12 protein-coding genes are annotated in these 20149 nt (G+C 74.0%); 9 read left to right on the top strand and 3 right to left on the bottom strand.

Features of this window, described 5'->3' with window-relative positions; all coding sequences use genetic code 11:
• Window positions 1-661, top strand: a 661-nt coding sequence (locus AB0399_RS27815) for a TerD family protein (protein ID WP_366413217.1), incomplete at its 5' end; no start/stop codon positions are given.
• 257 nt (window positions 662-918) lie between these two features.
• Window positions 919-1563, top strand: a complete 645-nt coding sequence (locus AB0399_RS27810; protein WP_329370649.1) for an HNH endonuclease family protein — start codon at window positions 919-921, stop codon at window positions 1561-1563.
• Window positions 1564-1736: 173 nt separating this feature from the next.
• Here the strand turns inward: AB0399_RS27810 and AB0399_RS27805 are convergent, their stop codons facing one another.
• Complete coding sequence (locus AB0399_RS27805) at window positions 1737-2825, bottom strand: zinc-binding dehydrogenase (protein ID WP_366413216.1); 1089 nt, start codon at window positions 2823-2825, stop codon at window positions 1737-1739.
• Between the two features lie 238 nt (window positions 2826-3063).
• Between AB0399_RS27805 and AB0399_RS27800 the strand changes: the two genes are divergently transcribed.
• Window positions 3064-3873: a TetR/AcrR family transcriptional regulator gene (locus tag AB0399_RS27800; RefSeq protein WP_366413215.1), complete on the top strand. Its 810-nt coding sequence runs from the start codon at window positions 3064-3066 to the stop codon at window positions 3871-3873.
• Here AB0399_RS27800 and AB0399_RS27795 read toward each other — a convergent pair.
• The gene (locus tag AB0399_RS27795; protein WP_366413214.1) at window positions 3870-5420 is read right to left on the bottom strand and encodes a hypothetical protein; all 1551 of its coding nucleotides are present in this window, start codon (window positions 5418-5420) and stop codon (window positions 3870-3872) included. The two genes, AB0399_RS27800 and AB0399_RS27795, sit on opposite strands and share 4 nt — an antisense overlap.
• A gap of 456 nt (window positions 5421-5876) precedes the next feature.
• Here AB0399_RS27795 and AB0399_RS27790 point away from each other — a divergent pair, with 456 nt between their 5' ends.
• On the top strand, window positions 5877-7739 hold the full coding sequence (locus AB0399_RS27790) for an ATP-binding cassette domain-containing protein (RefSeq protein ID WP_366413213.1): 1863 nt from the start codon (window positions 5877-5879) through the stop codon (window positions 7737-7739).
• On the opposite strand, the gene AB0399_RS27785 is transcribed toward AB0399_RS27790, so the two are convergent.
• Window positions 7717-9099: an aminotransferase class V-fold PLP-dependent enzyme gene (locus AB0399_RS27785; protein ID WP_366413212.1), complete on the bottom strand. Its 1383-nt coding sequence runs from the start codon at window positions 9097-9099 to the stop codon at window positions 7717-7719. The genes AB0399_RS27790 and AB0399_RS27785 overlap by 23 nt on opposite strands.
• Window positions 9100-9669: 570 nt before the next feature.
• On the opposite strand from AB0399_RS27785, the gene AB0399_RS27780 reads away from it, so the two are divergent.
• From AB0399_RS27780 to AB0399_RS27760, 5 genes are read left to right on the top strand one after another with little or no spacing between them, the layout of a single operon-like run.
• Window positions 9670-12594, top strand: coding sequence for a family 78 glycoside hydrolase catalytic domain (locus AB0399_RS27780; protein WP_366413211.1), 2925 nt, complete (start codon window positions 9670-9672; stop codon window positions 12592-12594).
• Window positions 12591-13898 carry an extracellular solute-binding protein gene (locus AB0399_RS27775; protein ID WP_366413210.1) on the top strand — a complete coding sequence of 436 codons (1308 nt, stop codon included), beginning with the start codon at window positions 12591-12593 and terminating at the stop codon, window positions 13896-13898. Before AB0399_RS27780 ends, AB0399_RS27775 begins: the two co-directional genes overlap by 4 nt.
• Window positions 13895-14806, top strand: a complete 912-nt coding sequence (locus tag AB0399_RS27770) for a sugar ABC transporter permease (RefSeq protein WP_329370639.1) — start codon at window positions 13895-13897, stop codon at window positions 14804-14806. Before AB0399_RS27775 ends, AB0399_RS27770 begins: the two co-directional genes overlap by 4 nt.
• The gene (locus tag AB0399_RS27765) at window positions 14803-15690 is read left to right on the top strand and encodes a carbohydrate ABC transporter permease (RefSeq protein WP_366413209.1); all 888 of its coding nucleotides are present in this window, start codon (window positions 14803-14805) and stop codon (window positions 15688-15690) included. Before AB0399_RS27770 ends, AB0399_RS27765 begins: the two co-directional genes overlap by 4 nt.
• Window positions 15674-20119, top strand: a complete 4446-nt coding sequence (locus AB0399_RS27760) for a glycosyl hydrolase (protein WP_366413208.1) — start codon at window positions 15674-15676, stop codon at window positions 20117-20119. Before AB0399_RS27765 ends, AB0399_RS27760 begins: the two co-directional genes overlap by 17 nt.
• Window positions 20120-20149: the final 30 nt, after the last annotated feature.

Raw genomic sequence — 20149 nt, 5'->3', positions numbered from 1 at the left:
CCCCGCGGGCCCGCCCGCCGCGCAGTTCCCGCCGCCGCCCGCGGCGACGCCGCCGGCTCCCCCGGCGGCCGCGCCCGGCGCCGGCAAGATCAGCCTCGACAAGGGCCGGGTGAACCTGCAGAAGAACCAGTCGGTCTCGCTGGTCAAGGCGGGCCGCCCGGTGCTGTCGACGGTCAAGATGGGGCTGGGCTGGGAGCCCGCGTTCGGCGGCCGGGCCATCGACCTGGACGCCTCGGTCATCGTCTACGGGCCGCAGCGCGAGCACCTCGCCACCTGCTACTTCGGCAAGTTGAGCGTCCTGGGCGGCGCGGTCCAGCACGCCGGGGACAACCTGACCGGCGCCGGCTCCGGCGACGACGAGGTCATCTCCATCAACCTCGGCGCGCTCCCGGCGAACGCCACCGGCCTGGTCTTCACCGTCAACTCCTACAGCGGGCAGAAGTTCAACAAGGTCGCGAAGGCGTACTGCCGGCTCTTCGACGCCGTCACCGGCGAGGAGATGGTGCGCTTCGACCTCACCCACGGGGAGGCGCGGCGCGGGGTGCTGATGGCCAAGATGGTCAAGCAGAACTCCGGCGAGTGGGAGATGACGGCGCTCGGCACCTTCGCGGACGGCCGCACCGCGAAGGCGATGGTCGAGCCGGGCGCGGCCGCGCTCTAGCAGCACGACGGGAGGGGCGCCGGCCGCGCGCCCCGACCCCGGATCGGCTGCCGCAACTCCGCGGCAGGGCCCTGGCGTTCGAACACACGGCCCGGTTCCCGTACGGAACCGGGCCGTTTCCATGCCGTCAGCGAACAAAATGTCATGGTCACCTAAAATTTACCGACGGCTGTCTACCCGCATAGACCGGAGACCGGGACGCTGGAGGGGCAACTCCCCCGCACCTTCCGACCCTCTAGTCACGGGAGCGCTCAGCCATGCCCAAAACCCGTCTCCTGCGCGGCATTTGCGCGTCAGCCGGGGCCGTCGTGCTCGCGGCCACGATCCTCCTCACCGGCAGCGGCACGGCGCAGGCCGCGCTGCCGACGCCCATCGCCGCCTCCACGGCGCGCACGTACCTCTCCGAGATGACCGCGACGCCCGAGACGCACGCGTCGACGTACGACCGCAGCCTCTTCCCGACCTGGATCACGATCTCCGGGACCTGCGACACCCGGGAGTACGTCATCAAGCGGGACGGCTCCGGCGTCGTGACCGACAGCGCCTGCAAGGCCACTTCCGGCAGTTGGACCAGCCCGTACGACGGTGTCACGACCACCGATCCGTCGACCTTCGACATCGACCACCTCGTGCCGCTCTCCGAGGCGTGGGACTCCGGCGCGTGGGCGTGGACCACCGCGCAGCGCCAGGCGTTCGCCAACGACACCACCCGCCCCCAACTCGTCGCGGTCTCCGCGCACTCCAACCGCTCCAAGGGTGACGACGACCCGGCGGAGTGGCTGCCCCAGGCGTCCTACCAGTGCACCTACCTGCGCGCGTACGTGCAGGTCAAGCACTACTACGGCCTGTCCGTGGACAGCGCGGAGAAGTCCGCGATCAGCTCGGTCCTGAACGGCTGCTAGCCGTAACGTTCCGCCTCGGCGGCGGCCGACCGGAACGTTCCGCCTCCCTCACCACGGGGGGAGGGAGGCGGAAGCCCGGGGGCGGGGTCCCGCGGGGCGGGCGCGACGCGGGCCCCGCCCCGGTCGCCCCCGGCCTGGACGGCTCGCGCCCGGTCAGGACAGGTCGCGCCCGGTCAGGACAGGTCGGTGATGACCACGCGCGCGGTCGTGCCGTCCTTCAGCGCCTCGTAGCCCTCCTCGATGTCGGCCAGGCCGATCTCCTTGGAGACCAGGTCGTCGAGGTTCATCCGGCCCTGGAGGTACATCGAGGCGTAGAACGGGATGTCCCGCTTGAGGTGGGAGGACCCCATGTAGACGCCCTGCACCTTCTGCGAGCCGCCCAGCGCCGCCATCGTGGAGACCTCGACGCCCGCGTCGTTGCCGGCGACACCGATGAGGTAGAGGCCGCCGCCGCTGCCGAGCATCCGCAGGCCCTGCGCCGTCACCGGGCGGGCGCCGACGAAGTCGAACACGTGGTGGGCGCCCCCGCCGGTGATGTCGCGGACCGCCTCGACCGGGTCCGTCTCGCGGGAGTTGACGACGTGCGTGGCGCCGAAGGCCCTGGCGCGCGCCAGCTTGCCGTCCTCGATGTCGGTCACGATGATCTTCCCGGCGCCGGCGAGTCGGGCGCCGCTGACCGCGTTCATGCCGACGCCGCCGGCGCCCATCACCACGACGGTCTCGCCGTGCTGGACGTTCGCGCTGTTCAGCACGGCGCCGGCGCCGGTGAGCACGCCGCAGCCGATGAGCGCGGCGGGCGCCCAGGGCATCTCGTCGGGTATGACGGCGAGTTGGTTCTCGTGGACGAGCGTCTCCTGGGCGAAGCCGCCGAGGCCCATGCCCTGCGCGACCGGAGCGCCGTTCCAGGACAGCCGGGGCGCCTCTTCGGGGGCGCGCAGCGTGTACTCGGGGTGCAGGCAGATGTGCGTACGACCGCTGAGGCAGTTCACGCAGGAGCCGCAGTACTGGATCAGGCTGCCGACGACATGGTCGCCGGTCTTCACCTGCGTGACGTCCGGACCGGTCGCGGTGACGACGCCCGCCACCTCGTGGCCGAGCACGACGGGGAACTCGCCGCCGATGAAGGTGGCGACGCTGAGGTCGGAGTGGCACAGGCCGGAGGCCCGTACCTGGACGCGGACCTCGTACCCGATCGGGGCGGCGAGCTCGACCTCCTCGACGACGAAACCCTGCCCCAGGCCCTTGGTGACGGATGCCTTCATGATGGTGCTTCTTTCGTGTGCGGACCGTCGGAGCCGCCGGGTGGGCGGCACCGGGAAGTAGGCCGCGCGGGGCCGGTGGGCTCGGCGAGTGTCGGCGCGGACGCGGTCGATGGGGCGCCCCCGCGAAGTGGTCGCAGGCAGCGCCGCCATGTTCGAAGTGTGGCACCGATGAGCCGAAAAGAAAAGAGACACCTGTCGATCAGCGCTTGTCAGGTACGGTACGGGCTACACTCCTGGTATGCCGGAGCCCTTGCCGCACACGCCGTCGCAGCCGTCGCAGCCGCCGCGAGCCTCGGAGTCCTCGCAGCGCCCTCGACCCTCGGCGTCCTCGCCGCCCGGCGCCGAAAGCCCCGCCCCCGAGGGTTCCGCCGCCGCGGGCCCGGCCGCGGATACCGTCGCCGCGGATACCGTCGACGTCCGGGTGCTGCGGACCCGGCAGCGGCTGCGCGAGGCCGTGCTGCTGCTGGCGTCGCGGCAACCGGTGGAGGAGATCGCGGTGGCGGACCTGGTGCGCGCCGCGCGGGTCAACCGCACCACCTTCTACAAGCACGCCGCGAGCCCCGCGCACGTCCTCGAGGAGGTGCTGTACGCGGAGCTGGACCGCATCCGGGCGAACTGGATCGCCGACACCGTCGCCGCCCGGCTGCCCGCGGACGAGATCTGGGAGCGCGCGTCCAACGAACTGGCCGACCACCTGGAGCGCCACGACGCCCTGTACACCGCGGGGCTCGCCGGGCAGCGCAGCGCGATCCTGTACCGCCTGCTCGTCGATCACTTCACCGCGTCCGTGCACGCCCTCCTCGCACGCGACCCGCATCTCCTGCCCGACGGCGAGGGGTCCGTCGCCTGGCGCACCGAGGCCCACAGCCGCTTCGTGGCCCACGGCGAGGCCGGCGTCGTCGAGGCGTGGATCTCCCTGCCCGCGCCCCGCGACCGCCGGCTGTTCGTCTCGGCGGTCGCCGCCGCACTGCCCGCCTGGCTCGTACCCGGCGCACCCGCCTCCCGGCCCGGGGCGCGCACCCCGGAGCCAGGGACCGAAAAGCCCTAGTTCCGGGAGCGGGAGCGGGCCTTGAAGGCTGCCTTGCGGGAGGCTTTGGCGGTGGGGCGGTCGGGGTGGAGGCGGCCGATCGCTTCGAGGACGGCGGCGGTGGCGGGGTGCTCGACCCGCCAGGCGTCGGCGAAGAACTCCTCGTGCCGGGCGACGAGTTCGGTGATGAGGGCGGCGAGTTCGTCGGAGTCGCCGTCGGCGGCGAGCTGGGCCGCGACGGTGTCGATGGTGAGCCAGTAGACCATGTCGGTGGTGGGCGAGGGGACGTCGGGCGCGTGCCGCTCGGTGAGCCAGACCCGGGCGAGCCCGCCGAGGTGCGGGTCGTCGAGGACGTCGCGGACCGCCGGTTCGGCCTCGGCGCCGAGCACCGCGAGCACCTGCTGGCAGACCAGCCGCCGGGTGGGCCCGTCCGCGCCGTCCCCCTTCGCGGCGGCGAGCAACTCCGCTGCCGCGGCGGCCGGTTCGCGCCGGGCGAGCCACGCCTCCGCCTCGATCCGCACCGCGTGGTCCGGGTAGGAGCCGAGCGCGCCCAGCAGCTCGTCCGCGCCGGCCTCCGCGAGGTCACCGAGCACGGGCGCGTACGCCCCCGCGTCGGCGAGCCGCTCGCGCACGCCGTACACGCCGAGCGGGGTCAGCCGGACCGCGCCGTAGCGGGCGATCTCGTCGTCGTCCGGCTCGCCGAGCGCCGCGGCGCCCTCGTCGTCGGCCTCCTCGATCAGCGCCTCGTCCATCGGCGTGTACGCCACCAGGCCGGTGGCCTCCAGCAGCCGGAAGTGCTCGTCCAGCCGCAGCATGACGGCGGTGACCTCTTCGAGGACGGCCTCGCTGGGCTGCTCCATCTCGTCGGGGAGCACCAAGGAGGCCGCGAGCACGGGCAGCGGCACGGCCCGGCCGTCCCGCGCACCGTCCCCGTCCGCACCTGCGGGCTCCGCGCTCGCTCCCCCGGTCTCCGCGTCCGCCACATCCAGCGCCGACAGCGCGTACAGGTTGACCAGTGCCGCGTCGAGGAGTTCGGCCTCCTCCTCGGCCTCCCGGTCGGCCTCCTCCGGGCTGATCGCCTCGCCGTCGCCGTCCGGGTCCCCGAGCAGGTTGTCGTAGTCGGGCGCGGTGGTCTCGGCCAGCGCGCACTCCACCGCGCCGAGCCACAGGTCGAGCACGTCGTACGGGTCCGCGCCGTCCGCCGCGCCACCCTGGCCGATCCGCGCGTACACCTCACCGGGCACCGCCTGCCCGGCCGCCTCGCCGGGCGGGGTGGACTCCTCGGCCTCCTCCTCGATCTCCAGCACGAGCAGCCCGGTGTCCACGGCAACACCCCACGCCTGCAAGGCGTCGAGCGGTCCCTCGTCACCGGTCAGGCCCAACGCCTGCACGGCGGAGGTGAGTTCGTCGTCCAGCAGTTCACCCATGCCGTCGACACGGCGCTGCTCCCCGGCCCACCGGGTCAGCCGCAGCGCGCGGTCCAGCAGCGGCGCGGCCAGCGCCTGCCGGGCGAGCACGTCCGCGGGCAGCAGCCGTACCGGTGGCAGGGCAAGGGGACTTGCGGACATCGTGCGGGCTCCCATTCGGCTGAGAGGGCGAGGATACGGGCAACGCGGCGGCGCGGCGCACCGCCGCGGCGGCCCGCGCCGGCGGCCACCCGGGCCCGGCAGGTTCGGCTGCGGCTCGGAACGGCCGCGCGGGACCAGCGTATTGCGACGGCGCCGCATCCCCGTACCCGCGAGTCGGCGGATCGTCGACGGCCCGCAGTATTCATCCATCCGCGGGACACCGTTCACCGCGCCTCCGGTGACCCGGGCCCGTACGCCGCCGCCCGGCACCGCACCTTACGGCCGTCAGGACCGCTCGCCGGCCCGCTGTCTCCGGGCCGGCCACCGGCCCGCCTCGCGTACGCTACGTGCCGCCCGGGGGTAGGAGTCCGCACGGAGTGCGGGACCGGACTCCGGGACGGGACCGCGGGACCGGGAAGCGGAACCGGACGGCGGGCGAGGCGCGAGGCGGGCGGCATGGGCGACGCGGGTGGCATGGTCGACACGGGCGGGGGCGGCGCGACGGGCGGCACGGGCCGTACCGGCGGGATCGGTCTCGAGGTGGCGGCGTACGGCGTGGGGCAGCGGGTGCGCGGCGGGCGGGAGACGCTGAGCGGGGTGCACCTGGCGGTCGCGCCCGGCGAGGTGCTGGCGCTGGCCGGCGGCAGCGGGTCGGGCAAGACCACCCTGCTGGAGATCCTGGCCGGCATCCGGCTGCCCTCGCGCGGCCGGGTGCTGCACGACGGCGCCGACCCGGCGGGACTGCGGCCCGCGCTGGGCTACCTGCCGCACGGCAACGTCATGCACGAGGACCTTCCGCTGGTGCGGGCGCTGTCCTACGCGGCGCGGCTGCGGATGCCGGCGGCGGCCGGCGCGGAGCGGCGTGCCGCGGCGGTGGACGGCGCGATGGCCGCGGTCGGGCTGTCCGCGCGGGCCACCCAGCGGGTGCGGACGCTGAGCGAGGGCGAGCGGCGCAGGGCCTGTATCGCGGTGGAGTTGCTGACCCGGCCGCGGGTGCTGTTCCTGGACGAGCCGACCACCGGGCTCGACCCGGCGACCGGCGCCGAACTCATGCGGACCCTGCGGGACTTGGCCGGCGAGGGGGTGACGGTCGTGCTGACCACGCACGCACCCGCCGACCTCGCCCGCTGCGACCGGGTGCTCTTCCTCACCCCCGACGGCCACCCCGGCTACCTGGGTCGCCCGCAGGACCTGACGCAGGCGTTCGCGGTGCCCACGGTCGAGGAGGTGTACGCGGCGGTGGCCCGCCGGGGCGCGCGGGAGCTGCCGGAGCTGCCCGAACCCGGCTTTGTGGCAAGGGAGTTGCCGGCCCAGTCCGCCGGCCGAACGTCCCCGGGCCTGGCCACGGACCCGGACCTGAACCCGGACCCGCACCACAACCCGAAGCTCAGCTTGGACCTCAGCCCGCACCCGGACCCGGATCGGCCCCTCGGCGCGGTCGGCCAGTGGTGGCTGCTGACCCGCCGCAGCACCGAGTTGATGCTGCGCAGCCGGTTGACCGCCGCCGTCGTGGTGGGTTCACCGGTGGTGATCGCCGCGATGTTCGCGCTGCTCTTCCGCCCGGGCGCCTTCGACCCGGCCGCGCCCAGCCCGGGTTCCGCGGCGATGATCCTGTTCTGGATCGCGTTCGGCGGCTTCTTCTTCGGGCTGACCTACGGCCTGCTCCAGGTCAGTACGGAACTGCCGGTGGTGCGCAGGGAGCGGCTCACCGCGCTGCGGCTGGGCCCGTACCTGCTGTCGAAGGCCGCGCTGCTGATGCCGGTGCTGGCCGGGGCGGACGCGCTGCTGCTCGCGGTGCTGCGCGGCCTCGACCGGCTGCCGGCGGCCGGCTGGGGCACGTACGGCTCGCTGTTCACCACGGTGCTGCTGGCGTCGGCCGCCGCGCTGGCGCTCGGGCTGCTGGCGTCGGCGTCGGTGGCCGAGCCGCAGCAGGCGACGCTGATGCTGCCGCTGCTGTGCTTCCCGCAGGTGCTGTTCTCCGGCGCCTTCGTACCGGTACCGCAAATGGCGTGGGCCGGGCGGGTGTTGAGCGCGGCGATGACCAACCGGTGGGCGTTCGAGGGGCTGGGCGGCGGCATCGGGCTGCCGGGGCTGTGGGCGCACGGCTCCTCGCCGCTGGGCCCGCCGCTGCTGGCGTCGTACGGGAACTCGTTCGGGCGCGCGGTGTGGGTGGACTGGCTGCTGCTGGCGGGGTTCACCGCGCTGTTCCTGGCCGGCGCGTGGGCGGTGCTGGCCGGCCGGTGCCGTACCGTCGGCCGGCCGGCGCCCCGGGCGGCCCCGGTGCCCGCGGTCGCGCTCAGCACACCAGCCGGGGGCTGAGTCCGCCCGGGTCCGGGGTGCGGTCGCGATAGCCGGTGGCCACGAAGTCCAGGAATGCCTCGACGTCCGTGCGGCTGGAGGACAGGCCGAGGGAGACCCGGACCGCGCCGCCTGAGGGCAGGCCGAGCCGGCCGAGGTAGTCGTCGATGGTGCCGGTGGCGGTGCGCACCGCGCCGCCCAGGGTGTGCCGGTCGATCGCGAACGCGGCCTCCCCGGTGCCGGGGTTGCAGAAGCAGCCGGTGCGCAGCGAGATCCGGCGGGCGGCGCTGTCACGGGCGACGATCCGCTCGTCGACGACCGTCCCGGCCGGGTCGAGCAGGTTGAGTGCCACGGTGCCGCCGCGGTCCTCGGTGTCGGGCGGGCCGTAGACGCGGGCCAGCGGTCCGCCGCCGGAGTGCCGCAGCGCGGCCAGCCCGGTCAGCAACTCCGCGGTGAGCGCGGTGACATGGCGGTGGATCGTGTCGGTGCCGATCGCGCGTACCCAGTCCAGGCCGAACTCGATGTCCGGAATGCTCAGGTAGTTGACGGTGCCGTCCTCGAACGCGGCCTCCCCGTCGGCCATGTGGTGCCACTGGCCCTGCGCGCTCGCGACGTGGATGGTGCCACCGGAGAACCAGGGGCGGCGCAGCCGGGCGAGCGCGTCCCGGCGGGCGAGCAGGCAGCCGACGCCGGTCGGGTAGCCGAAGACCTTGTACCAGCTCACCGCGACGAAGTCCGGGTGCACCGCGGACAGGTCCAGGTGGTTGGTCGGCACGTAGGCGGCCGCGTCGAGCAGCACGTCCCAACCCGCCGCCTTCGCCCGGGTGACCCACTCCAGCGAGTGCCGTACGCCGCTGAAGTTGCTCTGCGCCGGGTACGCCAGCAGGCCGCCGCCCGGCGGCGGGGTGGCCAGCACCGCGTCCATCGCCTCCGCGTCCACGCCGAGGCGAGGTGCCCGCAGCGGTACGTAGACCGTGTCGGCGCCGCGGCTTCTGGCGTACTCCCGCAGGCCGTTGACCGAGTTGTGGTTGTCCAGCGTCAGCACCAACCGGGTGCCCGGTGCGAACGGGTACGCCTCGCCGACGAGCCGGCACGCCCCGGTCGCGTTCGCCGTGAACACGACCGCGTACTCGGACGGGTCCGCGTCGAAGTGGGCCAGCACCCTGCGTCTCGCGCGCTCCACGAGTTCGCCCGAGGCCGCGGAGGCCGGGCTGACGGAGTGGGGGTTGCCGTAGCAGCCGGTCGTGATGCGTTCCGCGTGGGCCCACAGTTGGGCCCGCGCGGGCAGGCCCGCACCCGTGTGGTCCAGGTACACGTGGCCGCCCTCGTCCAGGTAGCGGTATCCGTCGGCCGCGGTGCGCAAAGCGTCGATCGAGTACATCCCCCGACCACCGTCCTTCCCCTCAGGGTTCCCTTTCCACGATGACGGCCCGACGAACACGGGTGGCTTGCCGCCGGGCTGAACCGGGCGACGCGCCGTGGTGGCGGACCCCCGCGGGTCGTGCGCGGCACGGCGCGCTCAGCGCCACCGGCCGGTGGTCCGGCGACTCCGCCGCGGGGGCCTGGCCGGCGGCCCGGCTCAGCCCGGCACGTGGCTGAGCGCGCAGTTCCCCGCGCCCCTGGGTCGGTGCGGGTCTCCCGCGGAATGCCCGCACCCCCAAACGGTGCGAGGGCGGCGGCGTGGACGATTTCACGTTCATTCGTGTGGTAATCACGCCGCGAATATCACCGAGGGGCCGTGCTTCACAAGGGTGCGCCGCTTACGTGGTGGCGCCGGTCGAAGGGGTGCGGGTGAGGGGTGGGTCACGGAAAGGGGGCGGTTGGTCGGGGGTCCGACGGGACTCTTGACACCCCTCGCGAGGGGCTCATAGTCTCCACGCCACAGAATCGACGTTAGTTTTCACATTCACGGATGATCATCTTCACGCCGTAGATGGTGTGAGAGGAGGACGTGCCTGTGCCCGCACTGCGGCCGTACGCCCTGCGGTGCGACCACCGCACCACCCCCATCGGCATCGACGAACCCGCCCCGCTGCTGTCGTGGCGGCTGGCGTCCGACCTGCGGGGCGACGCGCCCGCCGCCTACCGGGTCCGCGTCGCCGAACGGCCCGAAGCACTGGCCGAGGGCGGTCGACTCCTGTGGGACAGCGGCCGGGTGGAGGACCCCTCGGCGATCGGCGCCGGCTACGCGGGACCCGCCCTGCGCCCGAGGACCCGCTACCACTGGCGGGTCGAGGTGTGGTCGCAGGCAGCGGCAGCCGGCGAGGAACCCGCCGGCGCGGTCTCCTGGTTCGAGACCGGGATGACGGTGCCGTCGCGGTCGGCGGACCGCAGCGGCCCCGCCGAACCGGCGTGGCGGGCTTCGTGGATCACCCACGACCCGAACCCGATCGCCGTGATGGACGCCCCGACCGAGGGCGAACTCGCCCTGGACGACCACGGTCTGGCCCCCTGCCCGCTGCTGCGGCGGGCCTTTCCGGGCACGGCGCACCCCGCGGACTCCCCCGCCGCGTCCCCCTTGGTCCGCGCCAGGCTCTACGTCAGCGCGCGCGGCCTGTACGAGGTACGCCTCAACGGCACCCGCGTCGGCGACGCCGAACTCGCCCCGGGCTGGACCGACTACACCCGCCGCGTGCAGTACCAGACCTACGACGTCACGGAGTTGGTCGGCCCGGGCGAGAACGTGCTGGCCGCGACGCTCGCCGACGGCTGGTGGAGCGGCTTCGTCGGCTTCGAACCGCGCCGGGCGGGCGCGCACTACGGCACGTTCCCGCAGTTCCTCGCCGAACTGCACCTCACCCACGCCGACGGCAGCGTCCGCACCGTCGTCACCGACGACACCTGGGTCACCCGCACCGGGGCGATCCGGTACGCCGATCTGCTGAGGGGCGAGTGCCACGACCTGCGGCAGGCCGTCGACGGCTGGGAGTCGCCCGGATACGACGACGACGGCTGGTCACCGGCCCTGGTCGTGGACGCCGACCACCGGCTGCTGGTGGCGTCCGTCGACGAACCCGTGCGGGCGATGGCCGAGATCCGGCCGGTGTCCGTCACCCGCGTCTCCCCCGGCACGCACCTCGTCGACTTCGGCCAGAACCTCGCCGGGCGGATACGCCTCCGGGTCGACGACCTCGCCGCAGGCGCCCGGGTGGTGGTCCGGCACGCCGAGGTGCTGGACGACAAGCAGCGCCTGTACACGGCCAACCTGCGCACGGCCGCGGCCACCGACGTACTGATCGGCGACGGGCGCCGACACCGCACGTTCGAGCCGCGGTTCACCTACCACGGCTTCCGCTACGCGGAGATCAGCGGCATACCGGAGCTGCGCTCGGACGCCGTGCTGGCCGTCGCCCTGCACAGCGACACCGCGTGGACGGGCTCCTTCGACTGCTCGGACCCGGACATCCGCCGGCTGCACGCCTGCGTGGAGTGGGGCCAGCGCTCCAACTTCGTGAGCGTGCCCACCGATTGCCCGCAGCGTGACGAGCGGCTCGGCTGGCTGGCCGACGCGCAGGTCTTCCTCCCCACGGCGGCGCTCAACGCGGACGTGGCGGCCTTCTTCACCAAGTGGCTGCGCGACATCGACGACGCGAGGACGCCCGACGGCGGCTTCACCAACGTCGCGCCGCGGCTGGCCGGCGTCGCCGACGAGGGGGCGCCCGGCTGGGCCGACGCGGGGGTGGTCGTGCCGTGGCACCTGTACCGCACCTACGGCGACCCGCGGTTCCTCTCCCGCGCGCTGGACGGGATGCGCGCCTGGGTCGCCCTGATCCACCGGCACAACCCCGACCTGATCTGGCGGCACCGGGTGGGCCCGCACTTCTCGGACTGGCTCGCCCCCGGCGTCCCCACCCCGCGCGAGGTCATCGCCACCGCGTACTTCGCGCACAGCACCCGGCTCACCGCGCTGGCCGCCGAGGCACTGGGCCACCACGACGTGGCGCAGGAGCACCACCGGCTGGCGGCCGCCATCAGAGCGGCGTTCGTGGCACGTTTCGTCACCACCGGGGACGCCGATGGCGTCGAGCGAGCCGCGGATGCCGGGAGCACCGCACCAGCCGGGCGGACCGGGCGGACCGAACCCGCCGAGGACACCCCGCGCCCCGCCGGGCAGGTACGGCTGGCGGGCGACACCCAGACCGGCTATCTGGTCGCGCTCGCCTTCGGCCTGCTGCCCGAGCACCTGGCGGACGGCGCGGCCCGCCGGCTCGCCGAACTCGTCGAGGCGGCCGGGCCCGCCCTGCAGACCGGCTTCGTCGGGGTGGCACTCGCCGCCCCCGTACTCGACGCGTACGGGCGCGCCGATCTGGCCCACGCGCTGCTGCGCCGCACCGAAGTGCCGTCGTGGCTCTTCCCGTTGCGGCACGGCGCCACCACCATCTGGGAGCGCTGGGACGGCTGGACGCCCGAAGGCGGCTTCCGGGCCCCGGCGATGAACTCCTTCAACCACTACGCGCTCGGCTCCATCGGCGAATGGCTCTACCGGGGCGTCGCCGGTGTGGACCAGGACGCGGACTCCGTCGCCTACCGGCGGCTGCGCGTCCGGCCCCGCCCCGGCGCGCTCGGCCACGCGAGCGCCCGCTACGAGTCGGCGCGGGGCACAGTCGCCGCCGCCTGGCGGCGCGAGGGCGAGCGCCTGACCCTGCGCGTGCAGGTGCCGCCCGGCGCCACCGCCGAGGTCTTCGTACCCACCACCGATCCGCGCTCGGTCCGCGAACTCGCCGCGGCGCCCGAGGACGGCGCCCACTCCACGCTGATCGACACCGGCCCCGGCCACGCCCGCTACCAAGTGGCCTCGGGTTCCTACCACTTCACCGCAGCATTCTCTCCGGCGGCGCCCACGTCCGCCGGTCCCCAGGAGGAGGACACACCATGAGCACGGGTTCCCGCAGTCAGCCCGACCGGGGCACGGTGAGCCGCCGAGGACTGCTCCGCGTCGGCGGTGGGGTCGCGGCCGCGGCCGCGCTCCCTTCGGTCCTCACGGCGTGCTCGGGTTCGGGCGGCTCCGGCGGCAAGATACGGGTGGTCGGTGTCGCCGACGAGCAGAAGCCGATCACGGACCTGATCGCCGCCTACCGCAAGGGCCACACCGGCGTCTCGTTCAGCACCTCCTTCGCGCCCACCGACCAGGTGCAGACGGTGGTCCGCACCCAGCTCGCCGGCGGCAACGCCCCCGACGTGCACGTGCTCTACCCCGGCAGCGGCAGCGCGATGTCCATGGTCGAGCTGGCGAAGGCCGACCTGCTGACCGACCTCGACGACCAGGCGTGGACCAAGACCATCCCGAAGAGCTTCGACGCCGCCTACCGCCACGACGGCAAGACCTATCTGTACTCCGCGGGCAGCAGCGTCATCGGCACCATCTACAACAAGAAGGTGTTCGCCGACGCCGGGGTGACCCCGCCCAAGACCTGGGCCGAACTGCTCGACGTGTGCGGCACGTTGAAGTCCAAGGGTGTCGTGCCGCTGGCGCTCGGCGCGCAGACGCCCTGGGTCACCCAGCTGATCACCTACGCGCTGGTCCCCAACGCGGTCTACGCCAAGGACCCCACCTTCGACGACCAGATGGCGTCGGGGAAGGCGACGTTCGTCGGCTCGGGCTGGGCCGACGCGATGGGCAAGTACCAGGACCTGCAGAAGCGGGGCTTCTTCAACGACCACCCCGACGGCACCACGTTCGAGCAGCAGACCTCGATGGTCGCCACCGGCAAGGCGGCCATGGCCGTACAGGTGTCCTCGGTGCTGGCCAACTTCCGGCAGGCCGCCAAGTCCCCTGACGACCTGGGCATGTTCCCCTTCCCCGGCGGGGACGACGCGGCGAACCTGTGGATTCCGGCGGGCATCGTGGTGGGCCTGGGGGTGTCGGCGCGGGCGAAGAACGCGGCCAAGGGCAAGGCGTTCATCGAGTTCCTCGGCAAGCAGGAGAACATCAACGCCTGGGCGGCGGACGTCTCCGCCATCCCCTTCTCCCGCGACTCCAGCACCAAGATCGACCCGGTGCTCTCGGAGTTCCTGCCGATCATCGACGCCAACCACGCCGTGCCGTTCATGGACCAGCGCTGGCCCAACGCCGAAGTGCAGCCGGCCCACTTCGCCGCCGTGCAGGACCTGCTCGCCGGCAAGACCGACGTCAAGGGCGCACTGGCGCAGATGGACAAGGCCTACGGGAAGAAGTCGTGAAGGCACCGCGCGTCGCACTGCCCCGGCCCGGCCGCCGCGACCCGACCGTACCGCCGTGGATCTTCGTCGTGCCCGCGCTGGCCGTGTACGCGCTCGTGGTGCTCTACCCGAGCATCGCGGGCGTGGTCTACGCGTTCACCGACTGGTCAGGCATCGGGTCGTTCTCGTTCGTCGGCCTCGCCAACTTCCACACCCTGCTCGGCGACGACCGCGCCCTTCAGTCCATCAGCAACACGCTGCTGCTCACCGTCGCGATCGTCGTCGTGCAGAACCTCATCGGGCTGCTGCTGGCGCTCGGCGTGAACGCCAACATCAGGTCCAGGACGCTGCTGCGGGTGATCTTCTTCGCGCCCGCCGTGGTCAGCCCGGTGATGGTGGCGTTCCTGTGGAAGTACGTCTACAACCCCGACAACGGCGCGGGCCTCAACGGCATCCTCGGCGCGGTCGGCCTCGGCGGCCTGCGCCAGGACTGGCTGGGCAACCCGTCGATCACGCTGTGGTCGGTGGCCGCGATGGTGGTGTGGCAGTACGCCGGCTACTCGATGGTGATCTTCCTGGCCGGGCTCCAGGACGTGCCGGCCGAACTCCTGGAGGCGGCGCGGATCGACGGCGCGAGCAGCTGGCAGCGGTTCCGCTACGTCACCTGGCCGCTGCTGGCGCCCGCGCTGACCGTCAACCTGATGCTGTCGACCATCGGCGGCCTGAAGCTCTTCGACCAGGTGTACGCCGCGACCAACGGCGGACCCGGCACGTCGAGCGAGACGCTCTCCACGGTGCTCTACAAGGAAGCGTTCGTGTACGGGAAGTTCGGCTACAGCACGGCGGTGGCGCTGGTCCTCGCGCTGTTCGTGGCCGCCGTCTCGCTGGTCCAACTCCGCTATCTGCGCGCCCGGGAGGTCACCGCGTGAGTACCGTCACGGCCGGCGGGGTCAGTACCGGGGCCGAGCGCCCCGCCACCGCGCGCCGCAAACGGCGCCCCGGCTACGGGCGCTACCTGCTGGAGCTGGTGATGATCGCGGCCGCGGTCGTCTTCCTGTTCCCGGTGTACGCCCTGCTCACGCTCGCCCTGAAGAGCCCGTCGCAGATCGCCGACTCCCCGCTGTCGCCGCCGACTTCGCCGACCTTCCACAACTTCGACAACGCCTGGTCGTCGGCGTCCCTCGGGTCCGCCCTGGTGAACAGCGCGATCATCACCGCCGTCAGCCTGCTGCTGCTCATCGTGATCGGATCGACCGGCGCGTACTACCTGGCGCGGTGCGCGAGCGGCCTCGGCTACGGGCTGTACGTCCTGTTCCTGCTGGGGATCATCCTCCCGTTCCAGCTCGGCATGATCCCGCTGTACAAGCTGGTCGACGACCTCGGCTGGCTCGGCACCTACCAGGGCATGATCCTCTTCTACACCGGCATCCAGATGCCGTTCACCGTCTTCCTCTACACCGGGTTCATCCGGGCGCTGCCGCGGGACTACGCGCAGGCCGCGCTGATCGACGGCTGCGACCACCGGCAGGCGTTCACCCGGATCGTCTTCCCGCTGCTGCGGCCGATCACCGGCACCGTGATCATCCTGAACGCGGTCTTCATCTGGAACGACTTCTTCACCCCGCTGCTGTACCTGGGCGGCTCCGGCAAGGAGACCGTGCCGGTGGCGATCTTCTCGTTCGTGGGGCAGTACGTCTCCGACTACGGCCTGGTCTTCGCCGGTCTGGTGCTCGCCGCGCTGCCGATCCTCGTCATCTTCCTCTTCCTCCAGCGCTACGTGATCAAGGGGTTCGCAGGTGGCCTCAAGGGCTGACGCTCTCCCGGCGGACATCGCCGCGATCCTCGCCGAGCCCCCCAGGGCCTTCTCGCCCACCGCCATCTGGTGGTGGAGCGGGGAGCGGCTGGACCGGTCCCGGTTGCGGGCGCAGCTCCAACGCTTCGCCGAGGGCGGGGTGTTCAACCTGGTCATCCTCAACCTGGCGCCCTCGGGGCCGCTGTTCGGGTCCGACGCCGACGACCCGGCGTTCATGACCGACGCCTGGTGGGCGCTGCTCGACGGCGTCTGCGCGGACGCGGCCGAACTGGGCGTGTTCCTCTGGTTCTACGACCAGTTGGGCTTCTCCGGCGCCGATCTGCAGGCGCGTCTCGTCGACGAGCAGCCGCGCTACGCCGGGCGCGCGCTGGAGCGGGTACGCGCGGTCGTCGACAGCGATGGCGAGCTGGGCTGCCCGCCGCAAGGGCAGCCGGTCGGCGGCCACGCGGAACCGCTGGACGAGGCAGGCGAGATGACCGGCCCCACCGTCCCGCTCGCCGTCGACGGCCGGACCATCCGCCCGCCGGGGCCCGGCCGCTGGCGGCTGACGCTCCACCACCATGTGGCGCGCGGCTTCGACTACCTCGGCACCGAGGCGTGCGCCGCGCTGCTCGACCGGGTGCACGGCGCCTTCGAGCGGCGGCTGGGCGACCGGCTCGGCACGGTGGTCGTCGGCTCATTCCAGGACGAACTGCCGTCCCTGCCGACCTGGTCGGCCGGGTTCGCCGCGGACTTCCGGCGGCGGCGCGGCTACGACCTCGTACCGCACCTGGACGCGCTGTACGCGGACAGCGCGCGCCCGGACGCCGGTCGGATACGGCGCGACTACCAGCTGACCCGGGCGGAGGCGGCCGAGGAGGCGTTCTTCCGGCCGCTGGCCGGCTGGCACCAGCGGCACGGGCTGCTCGTCGGCTGCGACCAGCAGGACCCCGCCCGCGCCGGACACCCGGTCGGCGGGGTCGAGTTGTACGCCGACTACGCCAGGACCCACCGCTGGTTCTCCGCGCCGGGCTCCGACCACCACGGCGACGCCCGTATCCACTCCTCGCTCGCCCACCTGTACGGGGGCCGGCGCACCTGGATCGAGGCGTTCCACTCCACCGGGTGGGGCGGCACGCTGGAGGAGACGTTCGACTGGCTGCTGCCGTGGCTGCGCGCCGGCGCGACCCTCTACAACCCGCACGCGGTGTACTACACGACCAAGGGCGGCTGGTGGGAGTGGGCGCCGCCGGGCACCGACTGGCGCCAGCCGTACTGGCGCCACCACCGGGTCTTCGCCGACGCGGTGACCCGGCTCTGCGCGATCCTGAGCCTCGGCCACCACCTGTGCGACGTCGCGGTGCTGCTGCCCACCACGACCGCGCAGGCCGGCAGCGCCCTGGACGGCGTCTCGGCCGCCGCGGCCCGCGCGCAGGCGACGTACCTCGAACTCGTCGGCGACATGACCTGGTTCCGCACCAGGCCGGGGCTGCTCGACCGGCTCGGCCGCGACGCCGACGTCATCGACGACTCCTCCCTCGCGCGGGCGACGGTACGCGGCGGCGAGCCGGACGGCACCCGGTTGTGCGTCGCCGAGGAGCGGTACGCGACGCTCCTGCTGCCCGCGTGCACCGTCCTCGAAGCGGACACGGCACGGAAGTTGGTGGAGTTCGCGGCGGCCGGCGGGCGGCTGGTCGCGGTCGGTGCGGTGCCCGAGGAGGTGGTCGGCGCGGGCGCCGATGCCGCGCTCGACGCGCTGCGGGCGTGCTTCGCGGACGGCCGCGCGGTGTGCGTGCCCGCGGCGGACCGGCTGGCCGATCTGCCGCACGGGCCGGGTCCGGTCGTCGAGGCGACGGTCCCCGCGCTCGCCCGCCAAGTGGCGGACGCGACCGTGGTGTTCCTGACGGCGGCCGCTCCGCGCGCGACCATGGCCGCCGTCGCCGCGCCCGACGCGCGCGGAGCCGCGCTGGGCTGGCTCGACGCGCGCTACGACTTCGACCCCGGCCGCTACGCGCGCACCGCACGGGTCCGGGTCCGGCTGCGCGAACCGGCTGAACTCGCCCTGCTGGTCGACCCGTTCGGCGGTTCGCCCCGCGCCCTGCCGGTCACGGCGGTCCCCCGCGAGCCGGGCTGCCACGAGGTCGAGGTGCCCTTCGACGCCGGGCCGGCCGCGGTGCTGGTCCTCCCCGCCGGTCGCGCGCTCCGGCACCTGCCGCGGGAGGAGGCGGTGGCTGCCGATGCCACCGCGCGGGGCGGTGAGGTGCTCGTGATCCCCGACGACGCGGACTGGGACATGCGGCTCGTGCCGACGGCCGACAACACCTGGGGAGACTTCGACCGCCCCGCGGCCCGGCCGGACGGCCCGGCCCGCACCGAACTGCGCACCTTCCGCCACCGGGTGGAAGGACCCGGCGAGGACGGCGTGCGCGACGGGTGGGCGGTGCCGGGGAGCGCCGCGGTGCCGGCCGAGCCGTCCGCGCACGCCACGTTCGGGCCGCACGCCGTCCTGCGCGGCGCCGACGGGCAGACCGTCCGGACCCTGGAGTGGTCCGACTCCCGCGGCATCCACAAGGACCCGGTGCACCGCGAGGTGCTGGGCCCCAAGGGCCACGTGCCCGAGGAGTTCCTCCACCTCGGCCCGACGCCCGCGGGGGCGACCCGGCGGGTGGCCGTCGACCTGCTGCTCGCCGACGCCTTCGACGGCCACCTCGCGATCGGCGCCGCCGCCGCGAAGTCGGCCCGGCTGGCAGGACGCCCCGTCGCCCTGGACGACGGCGGCCATCTCGCCCTGGGCCGCGTGCGGTTGGAGCCCGGCCGGCAGCTCCTGGAGCTGTATCTGACACCGGATCAGGACACGGATCTGCGGGCGCACGTGGCGCTCGTACGGGACGCTGCACGCTACCGGCGACCCGAGTGGATCGCCGCGACTGCCGCCCCCGGCACGGCGGTCGAGGGCGACGCGGGCACGGCGGCGGGCGCGCCTGCAACGGCGGGCACAGGTACGGGCACGGCGGCGGGAGCGGGTACGGCTGCTGGCGCGGGTACGGGCACGGCGGCGGGTGCGGGTACGGCTGCTGGCGCTCCTGCAACGGCGGACACGGGCACGGGCACGGGCACGGGCACGGGCACGGGTACGGGCACGGGTACGGGCACGGGTACGGGTGCAGCGTCGGGTGCGCCTGCGACGGCGGGCACGGGTACGGCGGCGGGCACGGTTACGGCTGCTGGCGCGCCTGCGACGGCGGGCACGGGTACGGGCACGGCGGCGGGAGCGGGTGCGGGTGGCGCGGGCTCGGGCATCGTACGGGTCGGCACGACGCTGTCGCTGTCCCGGTCGCCCGCGCGCGCCGTGGTGCAGGTCGCCGCGCGGGGCCGGTGCGTGCTGCGGGTCAACGGTCGGGTGGTGGGCCGGCAGGGCGGTTTCGACCCGTACGCCGAGCACGCCGTGCCGCGCGTGCGGCGCCATGACGTGGCCGCGGCCCTGCGCGCGGGCGACAACGAGATCGTGGTGGAGAGCGCGGGCGGCGACGACCTCGCCGTCCTGGTGGACGCGGCCTGCCACGACGACGCCTCGGCCCTCGTCGCGACCGCGCACAGCGATGCCACCTGGTGGGCGGAACGCGACGGCGAGCGGGTGCCGTCGGTGGTACGCCGTGCGCCGGCGGGCGACCCCGCGGCCCTGTACCTGCGCCGCAGGCCCCACCCGCTGCCCGGTGCCGCCTGGCTGGACCCGGACGCCGACGACGGCACCGTGGTACCCGTCGGGTTCGCGGTGCCGGGCGGCCGGCCGTCGGTGGAGTGGCTGTGGTGCGAACTGCCGCCCGGCGCCACCCGGTTGACGGTGGAGGTGCACGGCGGCGGCACCGTGTTCGTGGACGGCGAGGAGCGCGGCAGCACCGCGGGCGGCGCGGGCCCGCACACCCTGACCGTCCACCTGGCCGGCGGCGAGGCCCCCACGGGCGTACGCTGCGCCGCCCTGCGGCTGGAGCCGGACCCGGGCCACGCAGGCGGGGCCGCCCTCGCCGGGCCGCTGCGCTGCGAGGTCGGCGCCGGCCGGATCAGGGCCGGCGACTGGGAGTCCCACGGCCTCGCCGAGTACAGCGGCGGCGTCCGCTACCGCCGCACCGTGCACCTGCCACCCGATGCCGCGGGCGGCCCGGTCACCCTCGACCTCGGCCGCGTGCGCGGCACCGCGGAGGTGTCCGTCGACGGCGTCCCCGCCGGCGTACGGATCTGCTCCCCTTACGTCTTCGACCTGACCGCCCTGACGGCGGCCCCGGGCCCCCACACCCTGGAGGTCACCGTGTTCGGCACCCTCGCCCCCCACCTCGACGCCTCAGGTCCCACCCACTTCGTCTTCCCCGGCCAACGCGTCTCCGGCCTCCTGGGCCCCGTCCGCCTCCTCACCGGCCTCGGGGGGTGCCGGGCCGATCAGGACTCGCCGGCGTGACAGCCGCGCCTGAAGGCGGTTCCCGAAGGG

This window comes from Streptomyces sp. NPDC088194 (assembly GCF_040702025.1).
Taxonomy (GTDB): domain Bacteria; phylum Actinomycetota; class Actinomycetes; order Streptomycetales; family Streptomycetaceae; genus Actinacidiphila.
The sequence above is the reverse complement of the archived record's forward strand: the minus strand, read 5'-3'. Positions and strand labels throughout refer to the sequence as shown.

Coding starts and splice junctions, on each gene's coding strand:
- AB0399_RS27810 (WP_329370649.1), top strand. CDS start 919: ATGCCCAAAACCCGTCTCCTGCGCGGCATTTGCGCGTCAGCCGGGGCC.
- AB0399_RS27805 (WP_366413216.1), bottom strand. CDS start 2,825: ATGAAGGCATCCGTCACCAAGGGCCTGGGGCAGGGTTTCGTCGTCGAG.
- AB0399_RS27800 (WP_366413215.1), top strand. CDS start 3,064: ATGCCGGAGCCCTTGCCGCACACGCCGTCGCAGCCGTCGCAGCCGCCG.
- AB0399_RS27795 (WP_366413214.1), bottom strand. CDS start 5,420: ATGTCCGCAAGTCCCCTTGCCCTGCCACCGGTACGGCTGCTGCCCGCG.
- AB0399_RS27790 (WP_366413213.1), top strand. CDS start 5,877: ATGGGCGACGCGGGTGGCATGGTCGACACGGGCGGGGGCGGCGCGACG.
- AB0399_RS27785 (WP_366413212.1), bottom strand. CDS start 9,099: ATGTACTCGATCGACGCTTTGCGCACCGCGGCCGACGGATACCGCTAC.
- AB0399_RS27775 (WP_366413210.1), top strand. CDS start 12,591: ATGAGCACGGGTTCCCGCAGTCAGCCCGACCGGGGCACGGTGAGCCGC.